Below are 25,478 nucleotides of genomic sequence, written 5' to 3'. Positions count from 1 at the left end.
ACGATGATAGGCAGTTCGCCGGTAAACTCGGCCGAAACCTTTCCGCCCCTGCCGCCCATGAACCGCCACGCCTGCTGCGCCCGACCCGTCGAGGGGTTCGCGAGCGCGCGCCTGGCCGATCTTGCGCCGCAGGCTCGACGTGGTGACCGAATCTTTCAACCTCCCGGAGTCTTCCCATGTCAAGCAACCCCCTGGCGACCGCCCTGGTCGCCCCGTTTGAACAACTGAGAATGACCGACGTCGAGTCGGTCGGCGGCAAGAACGCCTCGCTCGGCGAAATGATCAGCCAACTGGCCGCCTCCGGTGTGCGCGTCCCCGGCGGCTTTGCGACCACGGCGCATGCCTTTCGGCAGTTCCTGCAGCACGACGGCCTCGCGAAGCGGATCGAGGACCGCCTCGCCTCGCTGAACACCGACGACGTGCGCGCGCTGGCCGAGGCCGGCGCCGAGATCCGCCACTGGATCGAGTCGACGCCGTTCCCGCCAGAGCTCGATGCCGCGATCACCGAGGCGTTCGCAAAGCTCACCGCGGGCAACCCGGACGCCTCGTTCGCGGTGCGCTCGTCGGCGACCGCCGAGGACCTGCCGGACGCGTCGTTTGCGGGCCAGCAGGAGACCTTCCTGAACGTCGTCGGCATCGACGCCGTGCTCGCGAAGATGAAGGAGGTGTTCGCCAGCCTCTACAACGACCGCGCGATCAGCTATCGCGTCCACAAGGGCTTCGCGCACAGCGACGTGGCCCTGTCGGCCGGCGTGCAGCGCATGGTGCGCTCCGACCTCGGCGCGGCCGGCGTGATGTTCACGATCGACACCGAGAGCGGCTTCGACGACGTGGTGTTCATCACCTCGAGCTACGGCCTGGGCGAGACGGTGGTGCAGGGCGCCGTGAACCCCGACGAGTTCTACGTCCACAAGCCCGCGCTGCGCGCCGGCAAGCGCGCGATCATCCGCCGCAACCTGGGCTCCAAGCTGATCAAGATGGAGTTCGCGACGCCTGAAGAAAAGGCGAAGAGCGGGCACCTGGTCAAGACCGTCGACACGCTGCACGAGCACCGCAACCGCTATTCGCTCACCGACGAAGACGTGTCTGAACTGGCCGGTTATGCGCTGACCATCGAGCAGCACTACGGCCGGGCGATGGACATCGAATGGGGCAAGGACGGCGCCGACGGCAAGCTCTACATCCTGCAGGCGCGGCCCGAGACCGTGAAGAGCCAGCAGGGCGACAAGGTCGAGCAGCGGTTCAAGCTCAAGAGCACCGGCACGGTGCTGGCCGAGGGCCGCGCGATCGGCCAGAAGATCGGCACCGGCCCGGTGCGCATCGTCCACAGCATCGCCGACATGGACCAGGTCCAGGCCGGTGACGTGCTCGTGACCGACATGACCGACCCGAACTGGGAGCCGGTGATGAAACGCGCCAGCGCGATCGTCACGAACCGCGGCGGCCGCACCTGCCACGCGGCGATCATCGCGCGCGAACTCGGCATCCCGGCGGTCGTCGGCTGCGGTGACGCCACCGAGACGCTGAAGGAAGGCGCCCTCGTGACCGTGGCCTGTTCGGAAGGCGACACCGGCTACATCTACGATGGCCTGCTCGAGACCGAGGTGACCGACGTGCAGCGCGGCGCGCTGCCGGAAAGCCCGGTCAAGATCATGATGAACGTCGGCAACCCGCAGCTGGCGTTCGACTTCGCGCAGATGCCCAACAGCGGCGTCGGCCTGGCGCGGCTCGAGTTCATCATCAACAACAACATCGGCGTCCACCCGAAGGCGATCCTGGACTACCCGAACATCGACAGCGACCTCAAGAAGGCGGTCGAGAGCGTCGCGCGCGGCCACGCGTCGCCGCGCGCGTTCTATGTCGACAAGCTGACCGAAGGCGTCGCGACGATCGCCGCGGCCTTCTGGCCGAAGCCGGTGATCGTTCGCCTGTCCGACTTCAAGAGCAACGAGTACCGCAAGCTGATCGGCGGCTCGCGCTACGAGCCCGAGGAAGAGAACCCGATGCTCGGCTTCCGCGGCGCGTCGCGCTACGTCAGCGAGGAGTTCGGCGAGGCCTTCGCGATGGAATGCGAGGCGCTGAAGCGCGTGCGCGTCGAGATGGGGCTGACCAATGTCGAGATCATGGTGCCGTTCGTGCGCACGCTGGCGCAGGCGGAAGCCGTGGTGGGCATGCTCGCCGCGCGCGGGCTGAAGCGTGCGTCGCAAGGCGGCACCGATGGCCTCCGCGTGATCATGATGTGCGAAATCCCCAGCAACGCGATCCTGGCCGAGCGCTTCCTCGAGCACTTCGACGGCATGTCGATCGGCTCGAACGACCTGACCCAGCTGACGCTCGGGCTGGACCGCGATTCGGGCATGGAACTGCTCGCGAAGGACTTCGACGAGCGGGATCCGGCCGTCAAGGCGCTGATCTCGAAGGCGATCGCGGCCTGCCGGGCGGCCGGCAAGTACGTCGGCATCTGCGGCCAGGGGCCCAGTGATCACCCGGACTTCGCCGACTGGCTGACCGACGAAGGCATCGCATCGATCTCGCTGAACCCCGACTCGGTCGTCGAGACCTGGCGCCGGCTCGCCACGCGCTGAGGCCGGGGCGGCCCGGCACCTACAGCACCAGCACCATCTGGTCCTTGGTGTAGTAGGTGTCGCCGACGCGGATCGCGCGCGGCAGGCTGCCGTAGCGCTCGAAGCCGACGCTTTCGTACAGCGCGATCGCCGGGGCGTTGCCCGCGGTGACGGTCAGCGTCAGCATCTCCAGACCGCCGGCGCGCCGCGCCGCCGCGATGCACTCGTTCAGCAACGCGCGGCCGACGCCACGCCCCTGCGCATCGCTGCGCACCATCATGCCGATCAGGTGCCCCACATGGCGGACCTTGATGCGGTTCTCGCGCTCGCAGCTGATCGCGCCGACCAGCGTGTCGCCGTCCCAGGCGCCGAGGGTGAAGTGACCGCCGCGAGGTCGATCGAGCCCGAGGCGGTCGCGGTAGCTGTCGGCCGCGCGCCCGACCGACTCGGCCGCGTCCGAGGTGAACGCGCTCGGATGCTCGGCCAGTATCGTGTCGCGCAGGGCCTTGTAGGCGCCCAGTTCCTCGACCAGCAGCGGGCGGATCGTGATCGGCTCGCCGGTCATCGCCGCACCGGTCAGCCGCCGATGTAGTGCATCTCGACGCGGCGCTCGCCGCCGTCGCCGGTCGGCGCGCCGCCCGCGCTGCGCAGTTCGGAGTAGCGGTCGTCGCGCTGCTGCCAGATCAACCCGATCGCGGCAGCGATCTGCGCGTCGGTGTAATCGCCGCGCAGCAACGCGCGCAGGTCGTGGCCCTGGCTGGCGAACAGGCACAGGAACAGCTTGCCTTCGGTCGACAGCCGGGCCCGGTTGCAATCGGCACAGAACGCCTGCGTGACGCTCGAGATCACGCCGATCTCGCCGCCACCGTCCGCGTAGCGCCAGCGCTCGGCCGTCTCGCCGAGCACGGTGGCCTGCGCCGCCTCCAGCGGCAGCTTCGCATGGATGCGTTCGACGACCTGGGCCGACGGCAGCACCTCGTCCATTCGCCAGCCGTTGGTCGCGCCGACATCCATGTACTCGATGAACCTGAGCACGACGCCGGTGCCTTTGAAATGGCGCGCCATCGGCAGGATCTGGTCGTCGTTGGTGCCGCGCTTGACGACCATGTTGACCTTGATCGGGCCGAGCCCGACGCGCTGCGCGGCTTCCAGGCCCTCGAGCACCTCGTGGACCGGGAAGTCGGCGTCGTTCATGCGACGGAAGATCGCATCGTCGAGCGCATCGAGGCTGACGGTGACGCGCTGCAACCCGGCGTCCTTCAGTGCCTGCGCCTTGCGCGCCAGCACCGAGCCGTTGGTCGTCAGCGTCAGGTCGAGCGGCGCCCCGTCAGGCGTGCGCAGCGCGGCCAGCATGCCGACCAGCACCTCGAGGTTCTTGCGCAACAGCGGTTCGCCGCCGGTCAGCCTGATCTTGCGCACGCCGTGAGCGACGAACAGCCGTGCCGTGCGGGTGATCTCCTCGAAGCTCAGCAGCGACGAGTGCGGCAGGAAGGCGTACTGCTTGTCGAACACCTCCTTCGGCATGCAGTAGCTGCAGCGGAAGTTGCAGCGGTCGGTCACGGAGATGCGCAGGTCGCGCAACGGGCGCCCGAGCGTGTCGCCGAGCAGGCCGTTCGGCTCGGGCGCACCGAGCGGTACGCGGGGAACGCGCGCGGCGTAGCGGTGGTCGGCGAGCGGGATGACGTTTCTCTCGGTCATGCCGCGATTGTGCCTGCGCCGCCCGGGCCGTGCGGCCGGTGGGGCGGCTCAGCGCTGGCGCGGCTCCGTGGCCGCCGGCTCCGAGAGGGGTTCGGCGCGGCGGGCACCGGTGAAACGCTTGGCCCAGTAGGCGAAGTTCATGCTCTCGACCCGAACCTCGCCGCCCGGCTTGGGTGAATGGATGAACTTGCCGTCGCCGACATAGATCCCGACGTGCGAGAAGGTGCGGCGCAGCGTGTTGAAGAACACCAGATCGCCCGGCTGAAGTTCGTCCTTCTTGACGGTCACGAGACCAGCGGCCTTGGCCTGCTCGTCGGCACGGCGGGGCAGCACCAGGCCGAGGCTGGATTCGAACACCTGGCGGGTGAAGCCGCTGCAGTCGAAGCCGACGTCGGCGTCGTTGCCGCCGCGCTTGTAGCGCACGCCAAGGAAGTTCATCGCCGTCAGCACCATGTCCGCGGCCTTGTCGCGCACCTGGCTGACCAGGCCGGGCCCGCTGACGCCGATCGCCGAGGCGTTGATCAACCCCTTGTCTGCGAGAAAGCGGCTGACCGCATCGGCGGCGGCGGTGGCTGATGCCGCAGCGGCTGGCGGTTGCGGCGCCGAATCCGCCGGGGCCGCCCGCGCGGCGCTCACCGAGCCGGCCACGACCAAGCAGAGAAGGGAGCGTCGCGCAAGACGCGCGAATCGGGGCCGGGTTTTCAGCATTGCGCGCAGGATACGGACGCAACTCCGTGTAGTCAACCGAAGAAACGTCTTGTAAGACAAGCACTTGCGCGAGTTTTGTGATGCGAAACGGAGATCGCGTCGCGCGCCGGACCGGCTGTCGGCAAGTGTCGTCTGCATGCGCTATCGTGCCGTCTTCTGTGGGGGAGTCACCAATGTTCAAGGCTGTGCTGCTCGAAAAGTCGGATGCGGGGTTCCAGGCGTCGCTCCGGTCGGTCGACGAGGCGGGACTGCCGCCTGGCGACGTGCTGATCCAGGTCGAGCATTCGACGCTCAACTACAAGGACGCGCTGGCCATCACCAACAAGAGCCCGGTCGTCAGGCAGTGGCCGATGGTCGCGGGGATCGACGGGGCGGGCGTCGTGCTCGAAAGCAGCCACCCGGCGTGGAAGCCCGGCGACCGGGTGGTCCACAACGGCTGGGGCGTCGGCGAGACGCGGTGGGGTTGCCTGGGCGAGCGGGCCCGGCTGCTGGGCGACGGGCTGGTCGCACTACCCACCGCGTTCTCGACCGAGCAGGCGATGGCGATCGGCACGGCGGGCTACACCGCGATGCTGTGCGTGCTCGCCCTCGAAAGGCACGGGCTGGCGCCCGGTGACGGCGACGTGCTGGTGACGGGCGCCACCGGCGGCGTCGGCAGCGTGGCGGTTGCCTTGTTGAGCCGGCTCGGCCACCGCGTGACCGCCGCCACCGGCAAGGCGAGCGAGGCCGACTACCTGCGCGCGCTCGGTGCCGCGGAGGTGATCGATCGCGCCGAACTGGCTGCGCCCGGCAAGCCCCTGCAGAAGGAGCGCTGGCGTGCCGTGGTCGACGCGGTCGGCAGCCACACGCTGGTCAACGCACTGGCGCAGACGCGCTACGGCGGCGTGGTCGCGGCCTGCGGGCTCGCGCAGGGCTTCGACCTGCCCGGCACGGTGATGCCGTTCATCCTGCGCGGCGTCACGCTGGCCGGCGTCGACAGCGTGATGGCGCCGATCGGGGCGCGCCGCGAGGCCTGGGCGCGCCTTGCGACGGACCTCGACCCGGCCCGCCTCGCCGCGATCACCGAGGTCGTGCCGCTCGACCAGACGATCGCCAAGGCGCAAGGCTTGATGCAAGGCAAGGTGCGCGGGCGGATCGTCGTCAAGATCTGAGTTCCGCATCAGCAAGGCCTCGAACGATGACCCGCTACGCCGACTTCCATCGCCGCTCTCTCGATGACCGCGACGGCTTCTGGACTGAACAGGCGCAACTGATCGACTGGCATCGCCCGTTCGACCAGGTGTGCGACTACAGCCGCCCGCCGTTCGCCAGGTGGTTCGTCGGTGGGCAGACCAACCTGTGTCACAACGCCGTCGACCGGCACCTCGCCGAGCGCGCCGAACAGAACGCGCTGATTGCCGTCTCGACCGAGACCGACGAGGAACGCGTCTACAGCTATTGCGAACTGCATGCCGAGGTGCAGCGCATGGCCGCCTGCCTGCTCGCGCTGGGCGTGAAGCAGGGCGACCGCGTGCTGATCTACATGCCGATGGTCGCGCCCGCCGCGTTCGCGATGCTCGCCTGCGCGCGCATTGGCGCGATCCACTCGGTGGTGTTCGGCGGCTTCGCCAGCGGCAGCCTGGCGAGCCGGATCGACGATGCGCAGCCGACCGTCATCGTCAGCGCCGATGCCGGCAGCCGCTCCGGCAAGGTCATCCCGTACAAGCCGCTGCTGGACGAGGCGATCCTTCTGGCGACTTACCAGCCCGCGAAAGTGCTGCTGGTCGACCGCGGCCTCGCGCCGATGGCGCGCGTCGCCGGGCGCGATGTCGACTACGCCGCGTTGCGCGAACAGCACCTCGACACGGTGGTGCCGTGCGTGTGGCTGGACGCGACCGCGCCGAGCTACACGCTCTACACCAGCGGCACGACCGGCAAGCCCAAGGGCGTGCAGCGCGACACCGGCGGCTACGCGGTCGCGCTGGCCGCGAGCATGAAGCACATCTTCCGGGGCGCACCGGGCGAGACCTACTTCTGCACCAGCGACATCGGTTGGGTCGTCGGCCACAGCTACATCGTCTACGGACCGCTGATCGCCGGCATGGCGACCGTCCTGTACGAGGGGTTGCCGACCCGACCCGATGCCGGCATCTGGTGGCAGCTCGTCGAGAAGTACCGCGTCAACGTGATGTTCAGTTCGCCGACCGCGATCCGGGTGCTGAAGAAGCAGGATCCGGCGCTGATGGCGTCGTGCGACTTGAGCTCGCTGCGCGCGCTGTTCCTCGCCGGCGAGCCGCTCGACGAACCGACGGCGACCTGGATCTCGCAGGCGCTGCGCAAGCCGATCATCGACAACTACTGGCAGACCGAATCCGGCTGGCCGATCCTGACGATCGCCAACGGGGTCGAGCCGCTGCCTAGCAAGTTCGGCAGCCCCGGTTTCGCAATGTACGGCTACGACGTCAAGGTGATCGACGAATCGACCGGCGCCGAGATCACCGAGCCCGGCCGCAAGGGCGTGCTCGCGATCGCCGGCCCGTTGCCGCCGGGCTGCATGCAGACGGTGTGGCGCGACGACGAGCGATTCGTCAAGACCTACTGGAGCGACATTCCGGGCCGCCAGCTGTACAGCACCTTCGACTGGGGCATCCGTGACTCGGACGGCTACTTCTTCATTCTTGGCCGCACCGACGACGTGATCAACGTCGCCGGGCACCGTCTGGGCACGCGCGAGATCGAGGAAAGCATCTCCAGCCACCCGAACGTGGCCGAAGTCGCCGTCGTCGGCGTCGCCGACGCGCTGAAGGGCCAGGTCGCGATGGCGTTCGTGATCGCCAAGGACGCGACCGGTCTCGACGACAAGGCGGCCCGCCTGAAACTCGAAGGCGACATCATGAAGACCGTCGACGGCCAACTCGGGGCGCTGGCGCGGCCGGCGCGCGTCTTCCTCGTCGCGCTGCTGCCGAAGACCCGCTCGGGCAAGATGCTGCGCCGCGCGATCCAGGCGGTCTGCGAGAAGCGCGACCCGGGCGATCTGACGACAATGGACGATCCGGGCGCGTTGCAGCAGATCAAGCTGCTCGTCGACCCACCCACCTGACCGGACCGATCGATGACCGACGCCAAGGCGAGCACGCCCATCCTCCCGACCGAGCCGCTGAACGCTGCCGCCAGCGACCCGAATGTGCTGGGCTGGATGCAGGGCTCGCCGCCGCCGCCCGAGAAGCAGGTGCGCTTCGACGACGGCAGCATGTACACCTTCCCGAAGCTGCGCTGGGCCCAGTCGAACATTCGCCGCCTGGTGCCGACGACCAATGTCTGGCGCGGCACCGAGCCGGTCTGCGTGCTGCCGCGCGCCGACCGCGACGACCTCGACGCCGTCACGTTCACGCCGATCGGCCGCAGCGACACGATGACCTGGGCGCAGTCGCTCGACGCGAACTACACCGACGGCATCGTCGTGCTGCACCGCGGTCGGATCGTCTACGAGCGGTACTTCGGCGCGCTCGACGCGCAGCGGCCGCACATCGCGTGGTCGGTGACCAAGTCGTTCTTCGGGCTGATCGCCGCCTCGCTGATCGAGGAAGGGCGGATCGATCCGCAGGCCCCTGTCAGCGCCTACGTGCCGGAGCTGGAAGGAAGCGGCCTGGGCAACGCGACGCTGCGCCAGGTGCTCGACATGACGACCTCGATCCACTACTCCGAGGACTACACCGATCCGGACGCCGGCATCTGGCTGCATGGCCGCGCCGGCGGCATCTTGCCCCGCGTGCCGGAGCAGGTCGGCCCGGGCAGCTTCTACGAGTTCCTCGGCACGCTGAAGCAGGACGGGCCGCACGGCCACGCGTTCTCGTACAAGACCGTCAACACCGACGTGCTCGGCTGGGTCTTGCGGCGCGTCACCGGCCTGCCGCTCGGCGATCTGCTGCAGCAGCGGATCTGGTCGCAGCTCGGCGTCGAGCAGGACGGCTACCTGATGGTCGACAGCACCGGCACCGAATTCGCCGGCGGCGGCTTCAACTGCTGCCTGCGCGACCTGGCCCGCTTCGGCCAGATGCTGCGCAACGACGGTTTCTGGAACGGCCGCCAGGTCGTGCCGGTCGCGGCGATCGAGGACATCCGCCGCGGCGCCGATCCGCAGCACTTCGTGCAGGCCGGTTACGTCACGCTACCGGGCGCCAGCTACCGCAACATGTGGTGGGTCACGCACAACGAGCACGGCGCCTACTGCGCGCGCGGCATTCACGGGCAAGGCGTCTACATCGATCCGACCGCCGGCATGGTGATCGCGCGTTTCGCGTCGCACCACATCGCCGGCAACCTGGGGATCGATCCGACCACGCTGCCGGCGTATCACGCCCTGGCCAAGCACCTCATGGCGACGGATTCTTGAACGCCGCGAGCAGCGGGCCGATGCGCTGACCCATCTGCTCGCCCAAAGCCTGCAGGCCGCTGAGCGGACGGATCATCACCTCGAAGTCGACGATCTTGCCCTCGCTGTCGAACCGGATCAGGTCGATGCCCTTGAGCTGCTTGTCGCCGACGCGAGCACTGAACTCGAGCACCGCGTTCAGCCCGTCGTCGGTCGCCAGTTCGCGGTGGTACGCGAAGTCCTCGAACACGCCCAGCACGGTCGTCAGGATCAGGTTCACCGCCTTCGCGCTCTCATAGGGCTTGAACGCCATCGGCGAGCGGAAGGTGGCATCGGCGTGCAGCAGCGACGGCAGGTCGGCCAGGTCGCCGGACACGACCATGCGGTGCCAGGTGACCAGCGTCGCCGTGACCGCGGCCGGATGCGGCGCGCTCGCGAGCATCAGAGCACCTCGGAGGCGAAGTCGGCCAGGCGCGAACGCTCGCCGCGCGCCAGCGTGACGTGGCCCGAATGCGGCCAGCCCTTGAAGCGGTCGACTGCGAAGGTCAGGCCCGAGCTGCCTTCGGTGAGGTAGGGCGTGTCGATCTGCGCGAGGTTGCCGAGGCAGACGATCTTCGTGCCGGGGCCGGCGCGGGTGATCAGCGTCTTCATCTGCTTGGGCGTCAGGTTCTGCGCCTCGTCGATGATCACGAACTTGTTCAGGAAGGTGCGGCCACGCATGAAGTTCAGCGACTTGATCTTGATCTTCGAGCGCACCAGGTCGTTGGTGGCCGCGCGGCCCCATTCGCCGGCGCCACCGTCGGTCTTGGACAGCACCTCGAGGTTGTCGTCGAGCGCGCCCATCCACGGGCTCATTTTCTCTTCCTCGGTGCCGGGCAGGAAGCCGATGTCCTCGCCGACCGGCACGGTCACGCGCGTCACGATGATCTCGGTGTAGCGGCGGTCGTCCATCACCTGGCTCAGGCCGGCGGCCAGCGTCATCAGCGTCTTGCCGGTGCCGGCCGTGCCGGTGAGGGTGATGAAGTCGCAGTCCGGGTCCATCAGCAGGTTCAGCGCGAAGTTCTGCTCGCGGTTGCGCGCGGTCACGCCCCAGACGGCGTTCTTCTGGTGGGTGTATTCCTTCAGCGTGCGCAGCACCGCGGTCTTGCCGGTGATCTCGGTGACCTTGGCGTACAGCGATGCGGCGCCCGGCGCCTCGAGGTAGACGAACTGGTTGATCAGCAGCACCGGCACCATCGGCCCGCTGATGCGGTAGTAGGTGAGGCCGCCCTGCTGCCAGCTCTCCATCGTCTTGCCGTGCTTGTCCCAAAAATCGGCCGGCAGCGGCAGCACGCCGGTATAGAGCAGGTCGCCGTCCTCCAGCGTCATGTCGTTCAGGTAGTCCTCGGCCGGCAGGGCCAGGGCACGCGCCTTGATGCGCATGTTGATGTCTTTGGACACCAGCACCACGTCGCGGCCCGGCTGCTGCTCGCGCAGCGCCTGCACGACGCCCAGGATCTGGTTGTCGGCCTTGCCCTGGGGCAGCCCGGCGGGCAGCGTGACGTTGATCAGATTGGTCTGGAAGAACAGCTTGCCGCCGGCCTCGCGGTGCCCGGTGCGGTTCAACGGCAGGCCTTCGGACATGCCCGACGAATCGCGCGTCGGCATGCTCGCCGCCAGCGCGTCGAGCTCGCGGCTGACCTGGCGCGCGTTGCGCGAGACCTCGGTCATGCCGCGCTTGTGGCCGTCCAGCTCTTCGAGCGTGATCATCGGCAGGTAGATGTCGTGTTCCTCGAAGCGGAACAACGAGGTCGGGTCGTGCATCAGCACGTTGGTGTCGAGCACGAACAGCGTCGCCGGGCCGTTGCCGCGCGGCTTGCGGGCCCGCGTCTCGGGCTGCGGCTTGCGCGGTGCGACCACCGGCTTGGCAGGAATGACCGGCACCGACTTGGCGATCGCTGCGCCGGTCGGTGGGGCCGCGTCGTACAGCTCGACGACGGCGGGGGCATGGGGCTCGACTGCTGCGCGGGTCTTCTGGGGGCGTTTGCCGCGCTGGGGGGCCGACTGGGAGTCGAAGTCGGCGGCACTGAGGAGGGAGGCTCGTTGGGCAGGCGGCTTGGGCAGTGGCATCGGTGGTGATGGGTGGCTGTCAGAAAACAAAAAAGCCGCACAGTCGGCTGTGCGGCTTGGTGGGGTTGCGCAGTTCGAGACTGTCGGCCATGCGGACCATTATGCACAAGTTCGCTTGCCGTACCGCGCCGCGAACGCCCCCGGAAAAAGCCGGCGCGCGGCCGGCTTTTTCCGGGGGCGAGACGCCTCAGCCGGCCTTCTTCAGCGCCTTGACTTCCTTCAGCACCTCCTCGACATGGCCCGCCACCTTGAGGCCGCGCCACTCGCCCTTGAGCACGCCATGGCCGTCGATCAGGAAGGTGCTGCGCTCGATGCCCTTGACCTTCTTGCCGTACATGATCTTGTTCTTGACCACGCCGAACATGTGGCACAGCTTCTCTTCGGTGTCGGCGATCAGCTCGAAGGGCAGTTCGAGGCTCTGCTTGAACTTGTCATGCGAGGCCATGTTGTCGCGCGAGACCCCGAACACGACCGCACCGTTCTTCACGAACTCCTTGTGGTGGTCGCGGAACTGCATCGCCTCGGTGGTGCAACCAGGGGTATTGTCCTTCGGGTAAAAATACAGAACGACGATCTTGCCGGCGTACGCCTGGGGCGTGAACTTGATGCCGCCGGTTGCGAGCGCTTCAAATTCCGGGAGGGGTTTGTTGAGGGCTGGCGTCATGGAGTATTCTGATTGGTTGCGCCGGGGCAGGCGTAGCCGCAGATTATAAGCGGTGCGGACGCCGCGCCGATCCCCCCAGTCACGCCGGAGCCGCGCCGCTTGGCAGCTCGAACAGCAGCGCGGCCACGACCGAGCGGCCTTCTGCGAGCAGGACGTTGTAGGTGCGACACGCTGCGGCGGTGTCCATCGTCTCGATGCCGATGCGGCGGCCGATCAGCGGCTTCAGCAGTGCCGGCTTGGGAAATCGAATTCTCGAGCCGCTCCCGAAGATCACCAGTTCCGGCGCCAGCGCGGCCAGCGCCTCGAAATGCAGGTCGGTCAGCGCGTCGAACCCGTCGACCGGCCAGCGCACCACGTCGCCCGACCACGGCACCACGACGCTGTGGCGGTGCTCGACGCCGTTCACCAGCACGCCGCCCGGGCCGTGGCGGGCGATGGCGTTCTGACCTTCGATGCGATCGGCTTGGAGTTTCATGGCGAAGACGTGGGGAACCCGTGTGCCAAAATTGTAGGTTCTGCAGTGCAGCAAACGTTCCCGGAGGCCTTTTTGAAACCCATCGTCAAGTCGAGCAAGCTCGCCAACGTCGCCTACGACATCCGCGGCCCGGTGCTCGACAAGGCCCGCCAGATGGAGGAAGAGGGCCAGAAGATCATCAAGCTGAACATCGGCAACGTCGCCGCGTTCGGCCTGGAGCCGCCCGACGAGATCGTGCAGGACATGATCCGCAACATGCCGCACACGGCGGGCTACACGGACAGCAAGGGCCTGTTCGCGCCGCGCAAGGCGGTGGTGCATTACACGCAGCAGAAGAACGTGGCCGGCGTGACGATCGACGATGTCTACCTCGGCAACGGCGCCTCCGAGCTGATCGCGATGGGCATGAACGCGCTGCTCAACGACGGCGACGAGGTGCTGATCCCGTCGCCCGACTACCCGCTGTACACCGCCGTGGTCGGATTGTCGGGCGGCACACCGGTGCATTACCTGTGCGACGAATCGACCGGCTGGATGCCCGACATCGAGCACATGAAGTCGAAGATCACGCCGCGCACCAAGGCGCTGGTCGTGATCAACCCGAACAATCCGACCGGCGCGCTGTACCCCGAGAGCGTGCTGCGCGAGATCGTCGAGGTCGCTCGCACCCACCAGCTGATCGTGTTCGCCGACGAGATCTACGACAAGACGCTCTACGACGGCGAGACCCACACCAGCATCTCGTCGCTGGCCGACGACGTGCTGTTCGTGACCGTCAACGGCCTGTCGAAGAACTACCGCTCCTGCGGCTACCGCTCCGGGTGGATGGTGGTCTCGGGCGAGAAGCGCCACGCGAAGGACTACATCGAGGGCCTGAACATGCTGGCCTCGCTGCGGCTGTGCGCGAATACGCCAGGCCAGCTCGCGATCCAGACCGCGCTCGGCGGCTACCAGAGCATCAACGACCTGGTCGCGCCGACCGGCCGCCTGTGCCGCCAGCGCGACCTGGCGTACGAGCTGCTGAGTGCGATCCCGGGCGTCAGCGTGGTCAAGCCGAAGGCGGCGCTCTACATGTTCCCGAAGCTCGACCCGAAGATCTATCCGATCCATGACGATCAGCAATTCGCGTACGACCTGCTGTCGGAGCAGAAGGTCCTGATCGTGCAGGGCACCGGCTTCAACTGGGCCACGCCGGACCATTTCCGGATCGTGTTCCTGCCGAATTCCGACGACCTGACCGAGGCGATCGGGCGCATCGCAAAGTTCCTCGAGCACTACCGCAAGCGTCACTCGGCTTGACCTGAGACAGACATGAAAGCAATCCAAGTCGGCCTGATGGGCCTGGGCACCGTCGGCGGTGGTGTGTTCGAGGTGCTGCGGCGCAACCAGGAAGAGATCACCCGCCGCGCCGGCCGCGGCATCCAGCTCACGATGGTGTCGCGGCGCGACGTGGCCAAGGCGCAGGCGCTGGTCGGCGAGCACGCGACCGTCGTTGCCGATGCCCGCGAGATCATCGCGAACCCGGCGATCGACATCGTCGTCGAGCTGATCGGCGGCACCGGCATCGCCCGCGAGCTGGTGCTCGAGGCGATCGCCGCTGGCAAGCACGTCGTCACCGCCAACAAGGCGTTGCTGGCCGTGCACGGCACCGAAATCTTCGCGGCGGCACGGGCGCGCGGCGTGATGGTCGCGTTCGAGGCCGCGGTGGCCGGCGGCATCCCGATCATCAAGGCGCTGCGCGAAGGGCTGACCGCGAACCGCATCGAGTGGGTCGTCGGCATCATCAACGGCACGACCAACTTCATCCTGTCGGAGATGCGTGCCAAGGGCCTGGACTTTGACGTCGTACTGAAGGAAGCACAGCGCCTGGGCTACGCCGAGGCCGACCCGACCTTCGACATCGAAGGCGTCGACGCCGCGCACAAGGCGACGATCATGAGCGCGATCGCGTTCGGCGTGCCGGTGCAGTTCGACAAGGCCTATGTCGAGGGCATCACGAAGCTGAACGCCGCCGACATCCGCTATGCCGAGCAGCTCGGCTACCGGATCAAGCTGCTCGGCATCACCAAGCGCCGCAGCGGCGCCGTCGAGGGCATCGAGCTGCGCGTTCATCCGACGCTGGTGCCGGCCAAGCGCCTGATCGCGAACGTCGAGGGCGCGATGAACGCGGTGGTGGTGCAGGGCGATGCGGTGGGCAGCACGCTGTACTACGGCAAGGGCGCCGGCGCCGAGCCGACGGCGTCGAGCGTGATTGCCGATCTGGTCGACATCACCCGTCTGCACACCGCCGACCCCGACCACCGCGTACCGCACCTGGCGTTCCAGCCCGGCGCGCTGCAGGACACGCGCATCCTGTCGATCGACGAGGTCGTGACCGCCTTCTACCTGCGCCTGCAGGTCAAGGACCAGGCCGGCGTGCTGGCCCGCATCACCGCGATCCTGGCCGAGAGCGACATCTCGATCGATGCGCTGCTGCAACGTGAATCCGCCGAAGGCGAGGCCCAGACCGACGTGATCATCCTGACCCACGACACGGTCGAAGGCCGCATGAACAAGGCGATTGCGCAGATGCAGGCGCTGCCGACCGTGCTCGCGCCGATCGTGCGCATCCGCAAGGAAGAACTGTCGTGAAGTACATCAGCACCCGGGGCGACAAGACGGAGCGCCACTTCTGCGAGATCCTGCTCGAAGGCCTGGCGCCGGACGGCGGGCTGTACCTGCCGGTCGTCTACCCGAAGATCGACGCGGCCACGCTCGCGAAGTGGCGCGGCTTGGCCTACCACGAGCTCGCGTTCGAGATCCTGTCGCTCTACATCGACGACATCCCGCCGGCTGACCTGCGCGCCCTGGTCGCGAAGACCTACACCGCCGAGGTGTTCGGCACCCGCGAGATCGTGCCGCTGCGCGCGCTCGAGCCCGGCGTCTATCTCGAAGCCCTGTCCAACGGCCCGACGCTGGCGTTCAAGGACATGGCGATGCAGCTGCTCGGCCACCTGTTCGAGTACGAACTCGCGCGCCGCGACCAGGTGCTCAACATCCTCGGTGCGACCTCCGGCGACACCGGCAGCGCCGCCGAATATGCGATGCGCGGCAAGAAGGGTGTCAACGTCTTCATGCTGTCGCCGAAGGGCCGGATGAGCCCGTTCCAGCAGGCGCAGATGTTCAGCCTGCAGGACGCGAACATCCACAACATCGCAGTCGAAGGCGTGTTCGACGACTGCCAGGACATCGTCAAGGCGGTCTCGAACGACCTCGCGTTCAAGCGCGAGCACCGCATCGGCACGGTCAACTCGATCAACTGGGCGCGGCTGCTGGCGCAGGTCGTCTACTACTTCGCCGGCTATTTCCAGGCGACGAAGAACGACGCCGAGCAGGTGACTTTCGCGGTGCCGTCGGGCAACTTCGGCAACATCTGCGCCGGTCACGTCGCGCGGATGATGGGCCTGCCGATCCGGCAGCTCGTGCTCGCGACCAACGAGAACAACGTGCTCGACGAGTTCTTCCGCACCGGCACCTACCGCGTGCGCAGCAGCGCCGAGACGCACGAGACCTCGAGCCCGTCGATGGACATCTCGAAGGCGTCGAACTTCGAGCGTTTCGTGTTCGACCTGCTCGGCCGCGACGCCGCGCGCACCCGCGAGCTGTTCAAGATCGAGATCGACCGCCGCGGCGCGTTCACGATCACGCCGGACGAATTCGCGCGCATCAAAGGCTACGGCTTCGTCTCGGGCACCAGCACCCATGCCGACCGGCTCGCGACGATCCGCGACACCGACCGCCGCTTCGGCGTGGTGATCGACACCCACACCGCCGACGGCCTGAAGGTCGCGCGCGAGCACCTGACGGCGGGCGTGCCGACGCTCGTGCTCGAAACCGCGCTGCCGGCCAAGTTCGCCGAGACCATCGTCGCGGCGATCGGCCGCGAACCGGACCGGCCCGCCGCGATGCGCGGCATCGAGCAGCTGCCCAAGCGCTTCGAGGTGATGCCGGCCGACGCCGCCCGGGTCAAGGCCTTCATCGCCGCGAACACCTGAGCCATGAAACCCGGCCCGGCTCCGCTGCTGACCCTCGACGACGCGCTGGCCCGCCTGCTGGGCGCCGTGACGCCGCTGCCGCCCGCCACGCACGAGACGGTCTCCACCTTCGACGCGCTCGGCCGCGTGCTGCAGCAGGACGTGCGCTCCGCGCTCGACGTGCCGCCGCAGGACAACACCTCGATGGACGGCTATGCGATGCGTGCCGCCGACGTGCCGGCCGCCGGCACGCTGCTGCCGGTGAGCCAGCGCATCCCGGCCGGCGTCGTCGGTGAGCCGCTGCAGCCGGGCACAGCCGCCCGCATCTTCACCGGCGCGCAGGTGCCGCCCGGCGCGGACGCGGTCGTGATGCAGGAGCAGTGCGAGGCGGTCGAGCAGTCGGTCCGCATCAACACCGTGCCCGCCAGCGGTCAGTGGATCCGCCGCCGCGGTGAAGACGTGCAGGCCGGCGCCACCGTGCTGCCCACCGGTGCGCGCCTCACGCCGCAGGCCTTGGGCCTGGCGGCCACGGTCGGTGCCGCCACGCTGGTGGTCGCGCGCCGTCCGCGCGTCGCGCTGTTCTCGACCGGCGACGAACTGGCGATGCCCGGCGAACCGCTCAAGCCCGGCGCGATCTACAACTCCAACCGCTTTACCTTGCGCGCCGCGATCCAGGCACTGGGTTGCGACTGCACCGATCTCGGCATCGTGCCCGACCGGCTCGATGCGACCCGCGATGCGCTGCGCCGCGCCGCGCAGGGTCACGACCTGATCGTGACCTCGGGCGGCGTCTCGGTCGGCGAGGAGGACCACCTGCGCCCGGCCGTACAGGCCGAAGGCCGGATCGAGCTGTGGCAGATCGCGATCAAGCCCGGCAAGCCTTTGGCCTTCGGCGCGGTGAACCGGCCGGATGGCAGCGCGGCCCACATCATCGGCCTGCCGGGTAACCCGGTGTCCAGCTTCATCACGTTCCTGCTGATGGTGCGGCCGGTGCTGCTGCGGCTGCAGGGCGCGACGGCGCTGACACCGACGCGGGTGAAGCTGCGAGCGGACTTCGACTGGCCGAAGCCCGACAAGCGCCGCGAGTTCCTGCGCGTGCGCCGCAACGCGGCCGGCGGGCTCGACCTGTTCCCGAACCAGAGCTCCGGCGTGCTGACCTCGGCGGTCTGGGGCGATGGGGTCGTCGACACGCCGAGCGGCCAGCCGATCGCGCGCGGCGACCTGGTGGATTTCCTGTCTTTCGCGGAGTGGTCGGCATGAAGCTCACGGTGCGCTACTTCGCGTCGATCCGCGAGGCATTGGGGCCGGTCGAGACGATCGAGGCGCCGGTCGCCAGCACCGTGGGTTCGGTGCGCGATGCGCTGATCGGCCGCGGCGGTGCGCACGCGAGCGCACTCGCGCGCGGCAAGGCGTTGCGCACGGCCTTGAACCAGGTGCTGTGCGACGAGGCGGCGGTGGTGGAAGAGGGCGCCGAACTGGCGTTCTTCCCGCCGGTGACCGGGGGCTGAGCCGGTGAGCGCCGCGCGCGTCGTCGTCCAGACCGCCGATTTCGACCTCGGTGCCGAGGTCGCCGCGCTGCGCGCCGACGATCCGGCCGTCGGCGCGGTCGCGTCGTTCATCGGCACCGTGCGCGACCGCAACGACGGGCAGGGCGTCAGCGCGATGGAACTCGAGCACTACCCCGGCATGACCGAGCGTGCGATCGAGGCGATGATCGACGAGGCCCTGCGCCGCTTCGAGATCCGCGGCGCGCGGGTCATCCACCGCGTCGGCCTGCTGCAGCCGCAGGACCAGATCATGATGGTCGCGGTCACGTCCGCGCACCGCGGCCAGGCGTTCCAGGCCTGCGAGTTCCTGATGGACTACCTGAAGACCCAGGCCCCGTTCTGGAAGAAGGAGCAGACGCCCGAAGGCGCCCGCTGGGTCGATGCGCGCAGCAGCGACGACGCGGCCATCGCGCGCTGGGGCATCCAGGCCAACAACGCCGCGCCGGACGCGCCGTGACGACGGCGCTGCCCTGGCTGCAGATCCTGGCCGTCTCGGTCGGCGCCGCGATCGGCGCCCTGGCACGTTGGCTCGCCGGCCTGTGGCTCAATGCACAGTGGTCCGGCTTCCCGCTGGGCACGCTGCTGGTCAATTGCGTCGGCGGTCTGTTGATCGGCATGGCGCTCGCCTGGTTCGAACGCACGCCGAACGAGTTGCTGCGGCTGCTGCTGGTCACCGGGTTTCTGGGTGGCCTGACGACCTTCTCGTCGTTCTCGGGCGAGTCGCTGGTGCTGCTGCACCGCGGCCAGTTCGCGCTGGCGTTCGGCCACAGCGCCGCCCATCTGCTGGGTTCGCTGGCCTGCGCCGCGCTCGGCTACTGGATCGTCGCCCGCTGATTGACCGGGCGCAAGGCGCGGGCCGGGCCGCGCTTGAAAATCGATCCGACTGCCTCATTTCCGACGCAATCGGAGGACTTTCCCCATGCGAATCGACAAACTCACCAGCAAGTTCCAGGAAGCGCTGGCCGACGCCCAGAGCCTGGCCGTCACCAACGACAACCCGTACATCGAGCCGGCCCACGTGCTCGCCGCGATGCTCACGCAGGCCGACGGCCCGAAGGCGCTGCTCGACCGTGCCGGCGCGAACAGCGCCGCGCTGAAGACCGCGCTCGACGTCGCGATCAAGGGCCTGCCGCAGGTGCAGGGCTCCGGCCAGGTCGTGCAGCCGAGCCGCGACCTCGCGTCGCTGCTGCAGTCGGCGGAGAAGGAAGCCGGCAAGCGCGGCGATCAGTTCATCGCCAGCGAGATGTTCCTGCTCGCGCTCGCCGACGCGAAGACCGACCTCGCCGGCATCGCGCGCGGCCACGGCCTCACCCGCAAGGCGCTCGAGACCGCGATCGAGGCGGTGCGCGGCGGCCAGACCGTCGACAACGCCGAGGCCGAGGGGCAGCGCGAGGCGCTCAAGAAGTACACGCTCGACCTGACCGAGCGGGCCCGCAAGGGCAAGCTCGACCCGGTGATCGGCCGCGACGACGAGATCCGCCGCGCGATCCAGGTGCTGCAACGCCGCACCAAGAACAACCCGGTGCTGATCGGCGAGCCGGGCGTCGGCAAGACGGCGATCGTCGAAGGCCTGGCGCAGCGCATCGTCGCCGGCGAGGTGCCCGATTCGCTGAAGAACAAGCGCGTGCTGGTGCTCGACATGGCGCTGTTGCTGGCCGGGGCCAAGTTCCGCGGCGAGTTCGAGGAGCGGCTGAAGGGCGTGCTGAAGGAAGTGGCAGCCGACGAAGGCCAGACCATCGTCTTCATCGACGAGATCCACACGATGGTCGGCGCCGGCAAGGCCGAGGGCGCGATCGACGCCGGCAACATGCTCAAGCCCGCGCTGGCGCGCGGCGAACTGCACTGCATCGGCGCGACCACGCTCGACGAGTACCGCAAGTACATCGAGAAGGACGCGGCGCTGGAGCGGCGGTTCCAGAAGATCCTGGTCGGCGAGCCGACCGTGGAGGCGACGATCGCGATCCTGCGCGGCCTGCAGCAGAAGTACGAGGTCCACCACGGCGTGGAGATCACCGACCCGGCGATCGTCGCCGCAGCGGAGCTGAGCCACCGCTACATCACCGACCGCTTCCTGCCCGACAAGGCGATCGACCTGATCGACGAGGCCGCTTCGAAGGTGCGGATCGAGATCGACTCCAAGCCCGAGGCGATGGACAAGCTCGACCGCCGGCTGATCCAGCTGCAGATCGAACGCGCCGCCGTGACGCGCGAGAAGGACGAAGCCTCGCAGCGCCGCCTCGGCCTGATCGAGGAAGAGATCGCGCGCGTCCAGCGCGAGGCTGCCGACCTGGAGGAAATCTGGAAGGCCGAGAAGGCCGCTGCGCAGGGCTCCGCGCACCTGATGGAAGAGATCGACCGGATCAAGTTCCAGATCGAGGAGTGGAAGCGCAAGGGCGACTTCAACAAGGTCGCCGAGCTCCAGTACGGCAAGCTGCCGGACCTGGAGAAGACGCTGAAGGAAGCGCAGGCCAAGGAGGCGAGGAAGGGCGCCGAAGGGAAAGGAAAGGGCGGTGGCGCCAAGCCGCAACTGCTGCGCACCACCGTCGGCGCCGAGGAGATCGCCGAGGTCGTCGCGCGTGCCACCGGCATCCCGGTCAGCAAGCTGATGCAGGGTGACCGCGAAAAGCTGTTGCAGATGGAAGGCAAGCTGCACGAGCGCGTGATCGGCCAGGACGAAGCGATCACCGCGGTCGCCAACGCGATCCGCCGCTCGCGTTCGGGCCTGTCCGACCCGAACCGCCCGACCGGCTCGTTCCTGTTCCTCGGGCCGACCGGCGTCGGCAAGACCGAGCTGTGCAAGGCGCTCGCCGGCTTCCTGTTCGACAGCGAGGACCACCTGATCCGCCTCGACATGAGCGAGTTCATGGAGAAGCATTCGGTCAGCCGGCTGATCGGCGCGCCGCCCGGCTACGTGGGCTACGACGAGGGCGGCTACCTGACCGAGGCGGTACGCCGCAAGCCCTACAGCGTGCTGCTGCTCGACGAGGTCGAGAAGGCGCACCCGGACGTGTTCAACGTGCTGCTGCAGGTGCTCGACGATGGCCGCCTGACCGACGGCCAGGGCCGCACGGTCGACTTCAAGAACACCGTGATCGTGATGACCAGCAACCTCGGTTCGCACCAGATCATGCAGATGGCCGGCCAGCCGAGCGAAGAGATCCGCGACGCGGTCTGGGTCGAGGTCAAGCAGCATTTCCGCCCGGAGTTCCTGAACCGGATCGACGAGGCGGTGGTGTTCCACGCGCTCGACATCAAGAACATCGAGGCGATCGCGAAGATCCAGCTCAAGGTGCTGGAGACGCGTCTCGAGAAGATGGACATGAAGCTCGACGTCTCGCCGCGCGCGCTGGCCGAGCTCGCCAAGGCCGGCTTCGACCCGGTGTTCGGCGCGCGGCCCCTGAAGCGCGAGATCCAGCGCCGGATCGAGAACCCGGTCGCCAAGCTGATCCTGGAAGGGCGCTTCGGCCCGAAGGACGTGATCCCGGTCGACTTCGAGGACGGCGCGTTCGGCTTCGAGCGCGTCGTCCACTGACGACGCCGCTCAGGCGCCCGGCGGTGGCACCAGCAGCGCGTCCAGGCGCTGCACCTGCAGGCGGACCAGCGTCAGGTTCGCCTGCATCTTGTCGAGCGCCGCATGCAGCGCCAGCCCCGGGTGGCCGGGCAGGCCGCGCAGCAGCAGGTGGTGCGAGCCGAGCGTGATGGCGGCCTCGGGAAGCACGTGGCCGAGGCCCATGCTGCGGCTGCTGGCGCTCATGCCGGCGAGCAGGGTCTTGCCGTGCAGGGCCAGGTCCGCCGCGCCGGGACTGGCGCCGGCGTGCGCGATGTCGGCACCGGTGGCCACGTCGAACACGCAGCAACTCGCCATCCCGGGCAGTTCGCTGACCTGTCGAACGTAGCGTTCGATCGGGTTCTGTGGCGTGATGGCGCGCGTGGCGGCGGTGGGCACCGGCGGCATCGGGCGCATCTGTAGCCGGTCCGGCCCGCGGCGCTCGACGACGGGGACCGGGGTTGCCGGCATCGTGGCGGGCGCTTCGGCGGTCATGCTCGGCATCGCGACCGCCAGGGCCGGCATCGGGCGTTCGCCGGCCCGCGGCGGCGTCTCCATCATGCGGCTCCAGGCGGCGCTGATGAATCCCCATGCGTCGGCCGGACGGCCGACCTGCGGGGTCGCGCGCACGCCGACGCCGGTGTCGCGCGCCAGTTCCATGCCCTGCGAGATCAATGTGCACCCGGACGCGAGGGGCAGCAGCAGCAACTGCCGGTTCGGCCACGGGCCGCTCAGCATGTGCTCGTGGAACGGCTTCAGCGCCGTCGTGACCGCGTGGCCCGGCAGGCTGCCGACCATCAGCACGCCGAGCCGGCTGTACGCCAGCAGCATGCGCGCGAGGGCGTGGCGCGAGGCCATGTCGGCATCGACTTCGGTCGAGTACATGCGCAGCACGCGGCCGTCCGCCGTCGGCAGCTCGACGAAGACCAGGTTGGCCAGGGTCGTGCCGTTGCCCTGGCGGCGGATCATCAGGTGCTGCAGCGCGCGTCCGCTGGCGGCCGCCATGCCCGCCAGCAGCTTCTGCGACGAGGCGGTCGCGATGTCGTGGACGGCAATGAACTCCGGCCTCAGGTGCTCGAACTGCTGCTGCATCGCCTGCTCGGGCGGGCACGAGACGAACAGCTCGCGCTGGTCGTTGCCGGTCGGTCGGCCGATGTCGTGCTGTTCGGCGACATCGTCTTCGCCCATGATCTGGGTCGCGAGCGAGGTCTGGGCGCGCGTCGACTGCCAGGCATCGGGCGATGACGTCGTCCTTGGCGGGTAGGTGCGGTTCATGGCTTCGCTGGCGTGACGCGGCCGATGGCGCTGCGGTCGGTCAGTGTAGGCCTGGGTCCGCCCGGCGGGCGACCCCTAATGGCAATCCCCGAGCGCGATGGCTCGGCCCGAGCCGCGCACCGCGTGGCGAAGATTGCACAATCGCCCCCATGCTTCCGCCCGCGCCATCGCCCTCGTTTTCCGGCGCGCGCTGGCGGCGGCGCCAGCGGATCACGGCGGCGCTGCTGGCGGTCTGGTTCGTGGTCACATTCGGCGTCGCGTACTTCGCGCGCGAGCTCGATGCCCGCGTACTGGGCTGGCCGTTCAGCTTCTGGGTGGCATCGCAGGGCGCGTCGATCGTGTATCTGGTGCTGGTGGTCGTCTATGCGCGCGTGATGCGCCGCATCGACGCGGTCGACGGCCTCGCGGAAGAAGACTGAGTGGCGACCGCGTCGAGCACCGAATCGCACGCGTTCCGCCGCCGGCTGGACCGAATCTACCTGCGCTATACCGTCGGCTTCGTCGCGTTCGTCGCGTTGCTGGCGATCCTGGAGCAGACGGGCCTGCCGCGGCGCTGGATCGGCGTGGTCTTCCTGCTCGCCACGGTGGGCCTGTACGCCGCGATCGGCATCGTCGCGCGCACGACCGACGCGGCCGAGTATTACGTGGCCGGGCGCCGCGTGCCTGCGATGTACAACGGCATGGCGACCGCGGCGGACTGGATGTCCGCCGCCTCGTTCATCGGGCTGGCCGGCACGCTGTACCTGCAGGGCTACGGCGGGCTGGCCTACGTGATGGGCTGGACCGGCGGCTTCGTGCTGGTCGCCGTGCTGCTGGCGCCGTACCTGCGACGCTTCGGCGAGTACACGATTCCCGATTTCCTCGCGGCGCGCTACGGTGGCCGCGCGCCGCGGCTGATCGGCCTGAGCGCCGCGATCCTGTGCTCGTTCGTCTACCTGGTCGCGCAGATCTACGGCGTCGGCCTGATCACCACGCAGCTGACCGGGGTCGACTTCGTGCTCGGGATTTTCCTCGGGCTGGGCGGCGTGCTGGTGTGTTCGTTCCTCGGCGGCATGCGCGCGGTGACCTGGACGCAGGTGGCGCAGTACATCATCCTGGTGATCGCGTACCTGATCCCGGTCGTCTGGCTGTCGGTCAAGCAGACCGGCGTGCCGGTGCCGCAGCTGGCCGTCGGGCAACAGCTCGCCAAGGTCAGCGAGCGCGAGGAGCAGCTCCTGCGCGACCCGAAGGAGCTCGAGGTGCGCGCGCTGTTCAAGGCGCGCGCCGAGGCGTATGCCGCGAAGCTGAAGGACGTGCCGGCGGCACTCGTCGCCGACCGCGCGCAGGCACAGCAGCTCAGCCGTGACCTGAAGGCCCACAACGCGCCGCTGCGCGAGATCCAGTCGGCCGACAAGGCGCTGGCGACGCAACCCAAGAGCGAGGCGCAGGCACGCGAGGTCTGGACGCGCGCGCAGGCCGTCAACGAGACGCGGGCGCAGCCGCTGGCCGGCATGCCGCGGCACGCCCAGGCCTTCAACGGCGACCCGCAGGGCGATGCGACGCAGCGCCGGGTCTTCGACGAGTCGCGCCGCAACTTCATCGCGCTGGTGTTCTGCCTGATGGTCGGCACCGCGGCGCTGCCGCACATCCTGATGCGCAGCTACACCACGCCGTCGGTGCGCGCGGCGCGCGAATCGGTGGCGTGGTCGCTGTTCTTCATCCTGCTGCTGTACCTCACGGCGCCGGCGCTGGCGGTGCTGGTGAAGTACGAGGTCTTCAACGGGCTGGTCGGCCTGCCGTTCGACCGGCTGCCGACCTGGATCGCCAGCTGGGCACGGGTCGATCCGTCGCTGATCTCGGTCGTCGACATCAACCGCGACGGCATCCTGCAGCTCGGCGAGATCCGCATCGGCGGCGACCTGATCGTGCTGGCGACGCCCGAGATCGCCGGGCTGCCGTACGTCGTGTCCGGCATGGTCGCCGCCGGCGGACTGGCGGCGGCGCTGTCGACCGCCGACGGGCTGCTGCTGACGATCGGCAACGCACTGTCGCACGATCTCTATTTCAAGCTGCTCGGGCCGCAGGCCTCCGCGGCGCGCCGGGTGACGGTGTCCAAGGTGCTGCTGCTGGCGGCCGCGCTGGCCGCGGCGGCGGTGGCGGCGCAGCGGCCGGCGGACATCCTGTTCCTGGTCACGGCGGCGTTCTCGATCGCCGCTTCCGCCTTCTTTCCGGCGCTGGTGCTGGGCATCTTCTGGAGCCGCGCCAATCAGTGGGGCGCGCTGTGCGGCATGGCCAGCGGCCTCGGTCTGACGCTGTACTACCTGATCCGCAACGAGGCCTGGCTGCGCGGCCTGTTCGGCGTGACGGCGCCGGTCGAGCTGTGGGGCGGCATCCTGCCGGTGTCGGCCGGGGTGTTCGGGGTGCCGGTCGGCTTCGCGACCTGCGTGCTGGTGAGTCTGATGACGCCGGCCCCGGCGGCCGAATCGCGCGCCTTCGTGCGCGGATTGCGCGACCCGGCGCCACCCGGGCTATAATCATCGACTCACCT

Annotated in this window: 22 protein-coding genes; 14 read left to right on the top strand and 8 right to left on the bottom strand. The window is 68.7% G+C overall.

All coding sequences use genetic code 11. The features are described 5' to 3' along the window. Window positions 1-176 precede the first annotated feature (176 nt). Window positions 177-2,585, top strand: coding sequence for a phosphoenolpyruvate synthase (gene ppsA, locus ASC76_RS18720; protein WP_056469853.1), 2,409 nt, complete (start codon window positions 177-179; stop codon window positions 2,583-2,585). A gap of 19 nt (window positions 2,586-2,604) precedes the next feature. Here ppsA and ASC76_RS18715 read toward each other — a convergent pair whose 3' ends face one another. The 3 genes from ASC76_RS18715 to ASC76_RS18705 are packed head-to-tail and all read right to left on the bottom strand — an operon-like array spanning window position 2,605 to window position 5,108. Next, on the bottom strand, window positions 2,605-3,129 hold the full coding sequence (locus tag ASC76_RS18715; RefSeq protein WP_056469849.1) for a GNAT family N-acetyltransferase: 525 nt from the start codon (window positions 3,127-3,129) through the stop codon (window positions 2,605-2,607). Window positions 3,130-3,140: 11 nt separating this feature from the next. Further along, window positions 3,141-4,262 carry a GTP 3',8-cyclase MoaA gene (gene moaA, locus ASC76_RS18710; protein WP_056469846.1) on the bottom strand — a complete coding sequence of 374 codons (1,122 nt, stop codon included), beginning with the start codon at window positions 4,260-4,262 and terminating at the stop codon, window positions 3,141-3,143. Window positions 4,263-4,310: 48 nt separating this feature from the next. Next, on the bottom strand, window positions 4,311-5,108 hold the full coding sequence (locus ASC76_RS18705) for a C40 family peptidase (RefSeq protein ID WP_371262151.1): 798 nt from the start codon (window positions 5,106-5,108) through the stop codon (window positions 4,311-4,313). Between the two features lie 35 nt (window positions 5,109-5,143). Between ASC76_RS18705 and ASC76_RS18700 the strand changes: the two genes are divergently transcribed. From ASC76_RS18700 to ASC76_RS18690, 3 genes are read left to right on the top strand one after another with little or no spacing between them, the layout of a single operon-like run. Further along, window positions 5,144-6,121 carry an MDR family oxidoreductase gene (locus tag ASC76_RS18700; protein ID WP_056469841.1) on the top strand — a complete coding sequence of 326 codons (978 nt, stop codon included), beginning with the start codon at window positions 5,144-5,146 and terminating at the stop codon, window positions 6,119-6,121. Window positions 6,122-6,147: 26 nt separating this feature from the next. Beyond that, on the top strand, window positions 6,148-8,049 hold the full coding sequence (locus ASC76_RS18695; protein ID WP_056469839.1) for a propionate--CoA ligase: 1,902 nt from the start codon (window positions 6,148-6,150) through the stop codon (window positions 8,047-8,049). A 12-nt stretch (window positions 8,050-8,061) separates the two neighbouring features. Further along, window positions 8,062-9,342 (top strand): serine hydrolase, encoded by a 1,281-nt coding sequence (locus ASC76_RS18690; protein ID WP_056469837.1) that lies wholly within the window; start codon window positions 8,062-8,064, stop codon window positions 9,340-9,342. Here ASC76_RS18690 and ASC76_RS18685 read toward each other — a convergent pair. The 4 genes from ASC76_RS18685 to ASC76_RS18670 all read right to left on the bottom strand — a co-directional run bounded on the left by ASC76_RS18685 (window position 9,323) and on the right by ASC76_RS18670 (window position 12,569). After that, complete coding sequence (locus tag ASC76_RS18685; RefSeq protein WP_056469834.1) at window positions 9,323-9,763, bottom strand: nuclear transport factor 2 family protein; 441 nt, start codon at window positions 9,761-9,763, stop codon at window positions 9,323-9,325. The two genes, ASC76_RS18690 and ASC76_RS18685, sit on opposite strands and share 20 nt — an antisense overlap. Next, window positions 9,763-11,430 (bottom strand): PhoH family protein, encoded by a 1,668-nt coding sequence (locus ASC76_RS18680; RefSeq protein ID WP_056469832.1) that lies wholly within the window; start codon window positions 11,428-11,430, stop codon window positions 9,763-9,765. The genes ASC76_RS18685 and ASC76_RS18680 overlap by 1 nt, the downstream gene beginning before the upstream one ends. Window positions 11,431-11,617: 187 nt before the next feature. Beyond that, window positions 11,618-12,094: a peroxiredoxin gene (locus tag ASC76_RS18675; protein ID WP_056469829.1), complete on the bottom strand. Its 477-nt coding sequence runs from the start codon at window positions 12,092-12,094 to the stop codon at window positions 11,618-11,620. Between the two features lie 79 nt (window positions 12,095-12,173). Next, complete coding sequence (locus ASC76_RS18670) at window positions 12,174-12,569, bottom strand: Mth938-like domain-containing protein (RefSeq protein ID WP_056469825.1); 396 nt, start codon at window positions 12,567-12,569, stop codon at window positions 12,174-12,176. A gap of 72 nt (window positions 12,570-12,641) precedes the next feature. On the opposite strand from ASC76_RS18670, the gene ASC76_RS18665 reads away from it, so the two are divergent. The 8 genes from ASC76_RS18665 (at window position 12,642) to clpB (ending at window position 21,661) form a co-directional block, all read left to right on the top strand. Further along, complete coding sequence (locus ASC76_RS18665) at window positions 12,642-13,868, top strand: pyridoxal phosphate-dependent aminotransferase (RefSeq protein ID WP_056469822.1); 1,227 nt, start codon at window positions 12,642-12,644, stop codon at window positions 13,866-13,868. A gap of 12 nt (window positions 13,869-13,880) precedes the next feature. Then, window positions 13,881-15,200: a homoserine dehydrogenase gene (locus ASC76_RS18660; protein ID WP_056469820.1), complete on the top strand. Its 1,320-nt coding sequence runs from the start codon at window positions 13,881-13,883 to the stop codon at window positions 15,198-15,200. Beyond that, the gene (thrC, locus tag ASC76_RS18655) at window positions 15,197-16,603 is read left to right on the top strand and encodes a threonine synthase (RefSeq protein ID WP_056469816.1); all 1,407 of its coding nucleotides are present in this window, start codon (window positions 15,197-15,199) and stop codon (window positions 16,601-16,603) included. The genes ASC76_RS18660 and thrC overlap by 4 nt, the downstream gene beginning before the upstream one ends. 3 nt (window positions 16,604-16,606) lie before the next feature. Continuing rightward, window positions 16,607-17,842: a gephyrin-like molybdotransferase Glp gene (gene glp / locus ASC76_RS18650; RefSeq protein WP_056469809.1), complete on the top strand. Its 1,236-nt coding sequence runs from the start codon at window positions 16,607-16,609 to the stop codon at window positions 17,840-17,842. Beyond that, complete coding sequence (locus ASC76_RS18645) at window positions 17,839-18,090, top strand: MoaD/ThiS family protein (RefSeq protein WP_056471114.1); 252 nt, start codon at window positions 17,839-17,841, stop codon at window positions 18,088-18,090. Before glp ends, ASC76_RS18645 begins: the two co-directional genes overlap by 4 nt. Before the next feature lie 4 nt (window positions 18,091-18,094). Next, a complete protein-coding gene (gene moaE / locus ASC76_RS18640; protein WP_056469806.1) occupies window positions 18,095-18,586 on the top strand; it encodes a molybdopterin synthase catalytic subunit MoaE in 492 nt (163 codons plus the stop codon). Continuing rightward, window positions 18,583-18,963 carry a fluoride efflux transporter CrcB gene (gene crcB, locus ASC76_RS18635; RefSeq protein WP_082549279.1) on the top strand — a complete coding sequence of 127 codons (381 nt, stop codon included), beginning with the start codon at window positions 18,583-18,585 and terminating at the stop codon, window positions 18,961-18,963. Before moaE ends, crcB begins: the two co-directional genes overlap by 4 nt. An 85-nt stretch (window positions 18,964-19,048) precedes the next feature. After that, entirely contained in the window at window positions 19,049-21,661 is a 2,613-nt protein-coding gene (gene clpB / locus ASC76_RS18630) for an ATP-dependent chaperone ClpB (RefSeq protein WP_056469803.1), read from the top strand. Between the two features lie 9 nt (window positions 21,662-21,670). Here clpB and ASC76_RS18625 read toward each other — a convergent pair whose 3' ends face one another. After that, complete coding sequence (locus ASC76_RS18625) at window positions 21,671-22,951, bottom strand: hypothetical protein (protein WP_056469799.1); 1,281 nt, start codon at window positions 22,949-22,951, stop codon at window positions 21,671-21,673. A gap of 149 nt (window positions 22,952-23,100) precedes the next feature. Here ASC76_RS18625 and ASC76_RS18620 point away from each other — a divergent pair, with 149 nt between their 5' ends. Both ASC76_RS18620 and ASC76_RS18615 read left to right on the top strand, forming a co-directional pair. Then, window positions 23,101-23,370: a DUF4212 domain-containing protein gene (locus tag ASC76_RS18620; protein ID WP_056469798.1), complete on the top strand. Its 270-nt coding sequence runs from the start codon at window positions 23,101-23,103 to the stop codon at window positions 23,368-23,370. Continuing rightward, window positions 23,371-25,464, top strand: a complete 2,094-nt coding sequence (locus ASC76_RS18615; RefSeq protein WP_056469795.1) for a sodium:solute symporter family protein — start codon at window positions 23,371-23,373, stop codon at window positions 25,462-25,464. It begins immediately after the preceding gene. The last annotated feature ends 14 nt before the right edge of the window (window positions 25,465-25,478 follow it).

It is taken from the genome of Rhizobacter sp. Root404, assembly GCF_001425865.1.
Classification (GTDB): Bacteria; Pseudomonadota; Gammaproteobacteria; order Burkholderiales; family Burkholderiaceae_C; genus LMDS01.
This window is presented reverse-complemented; position numbering and strand designations above follow the sequence as displayed.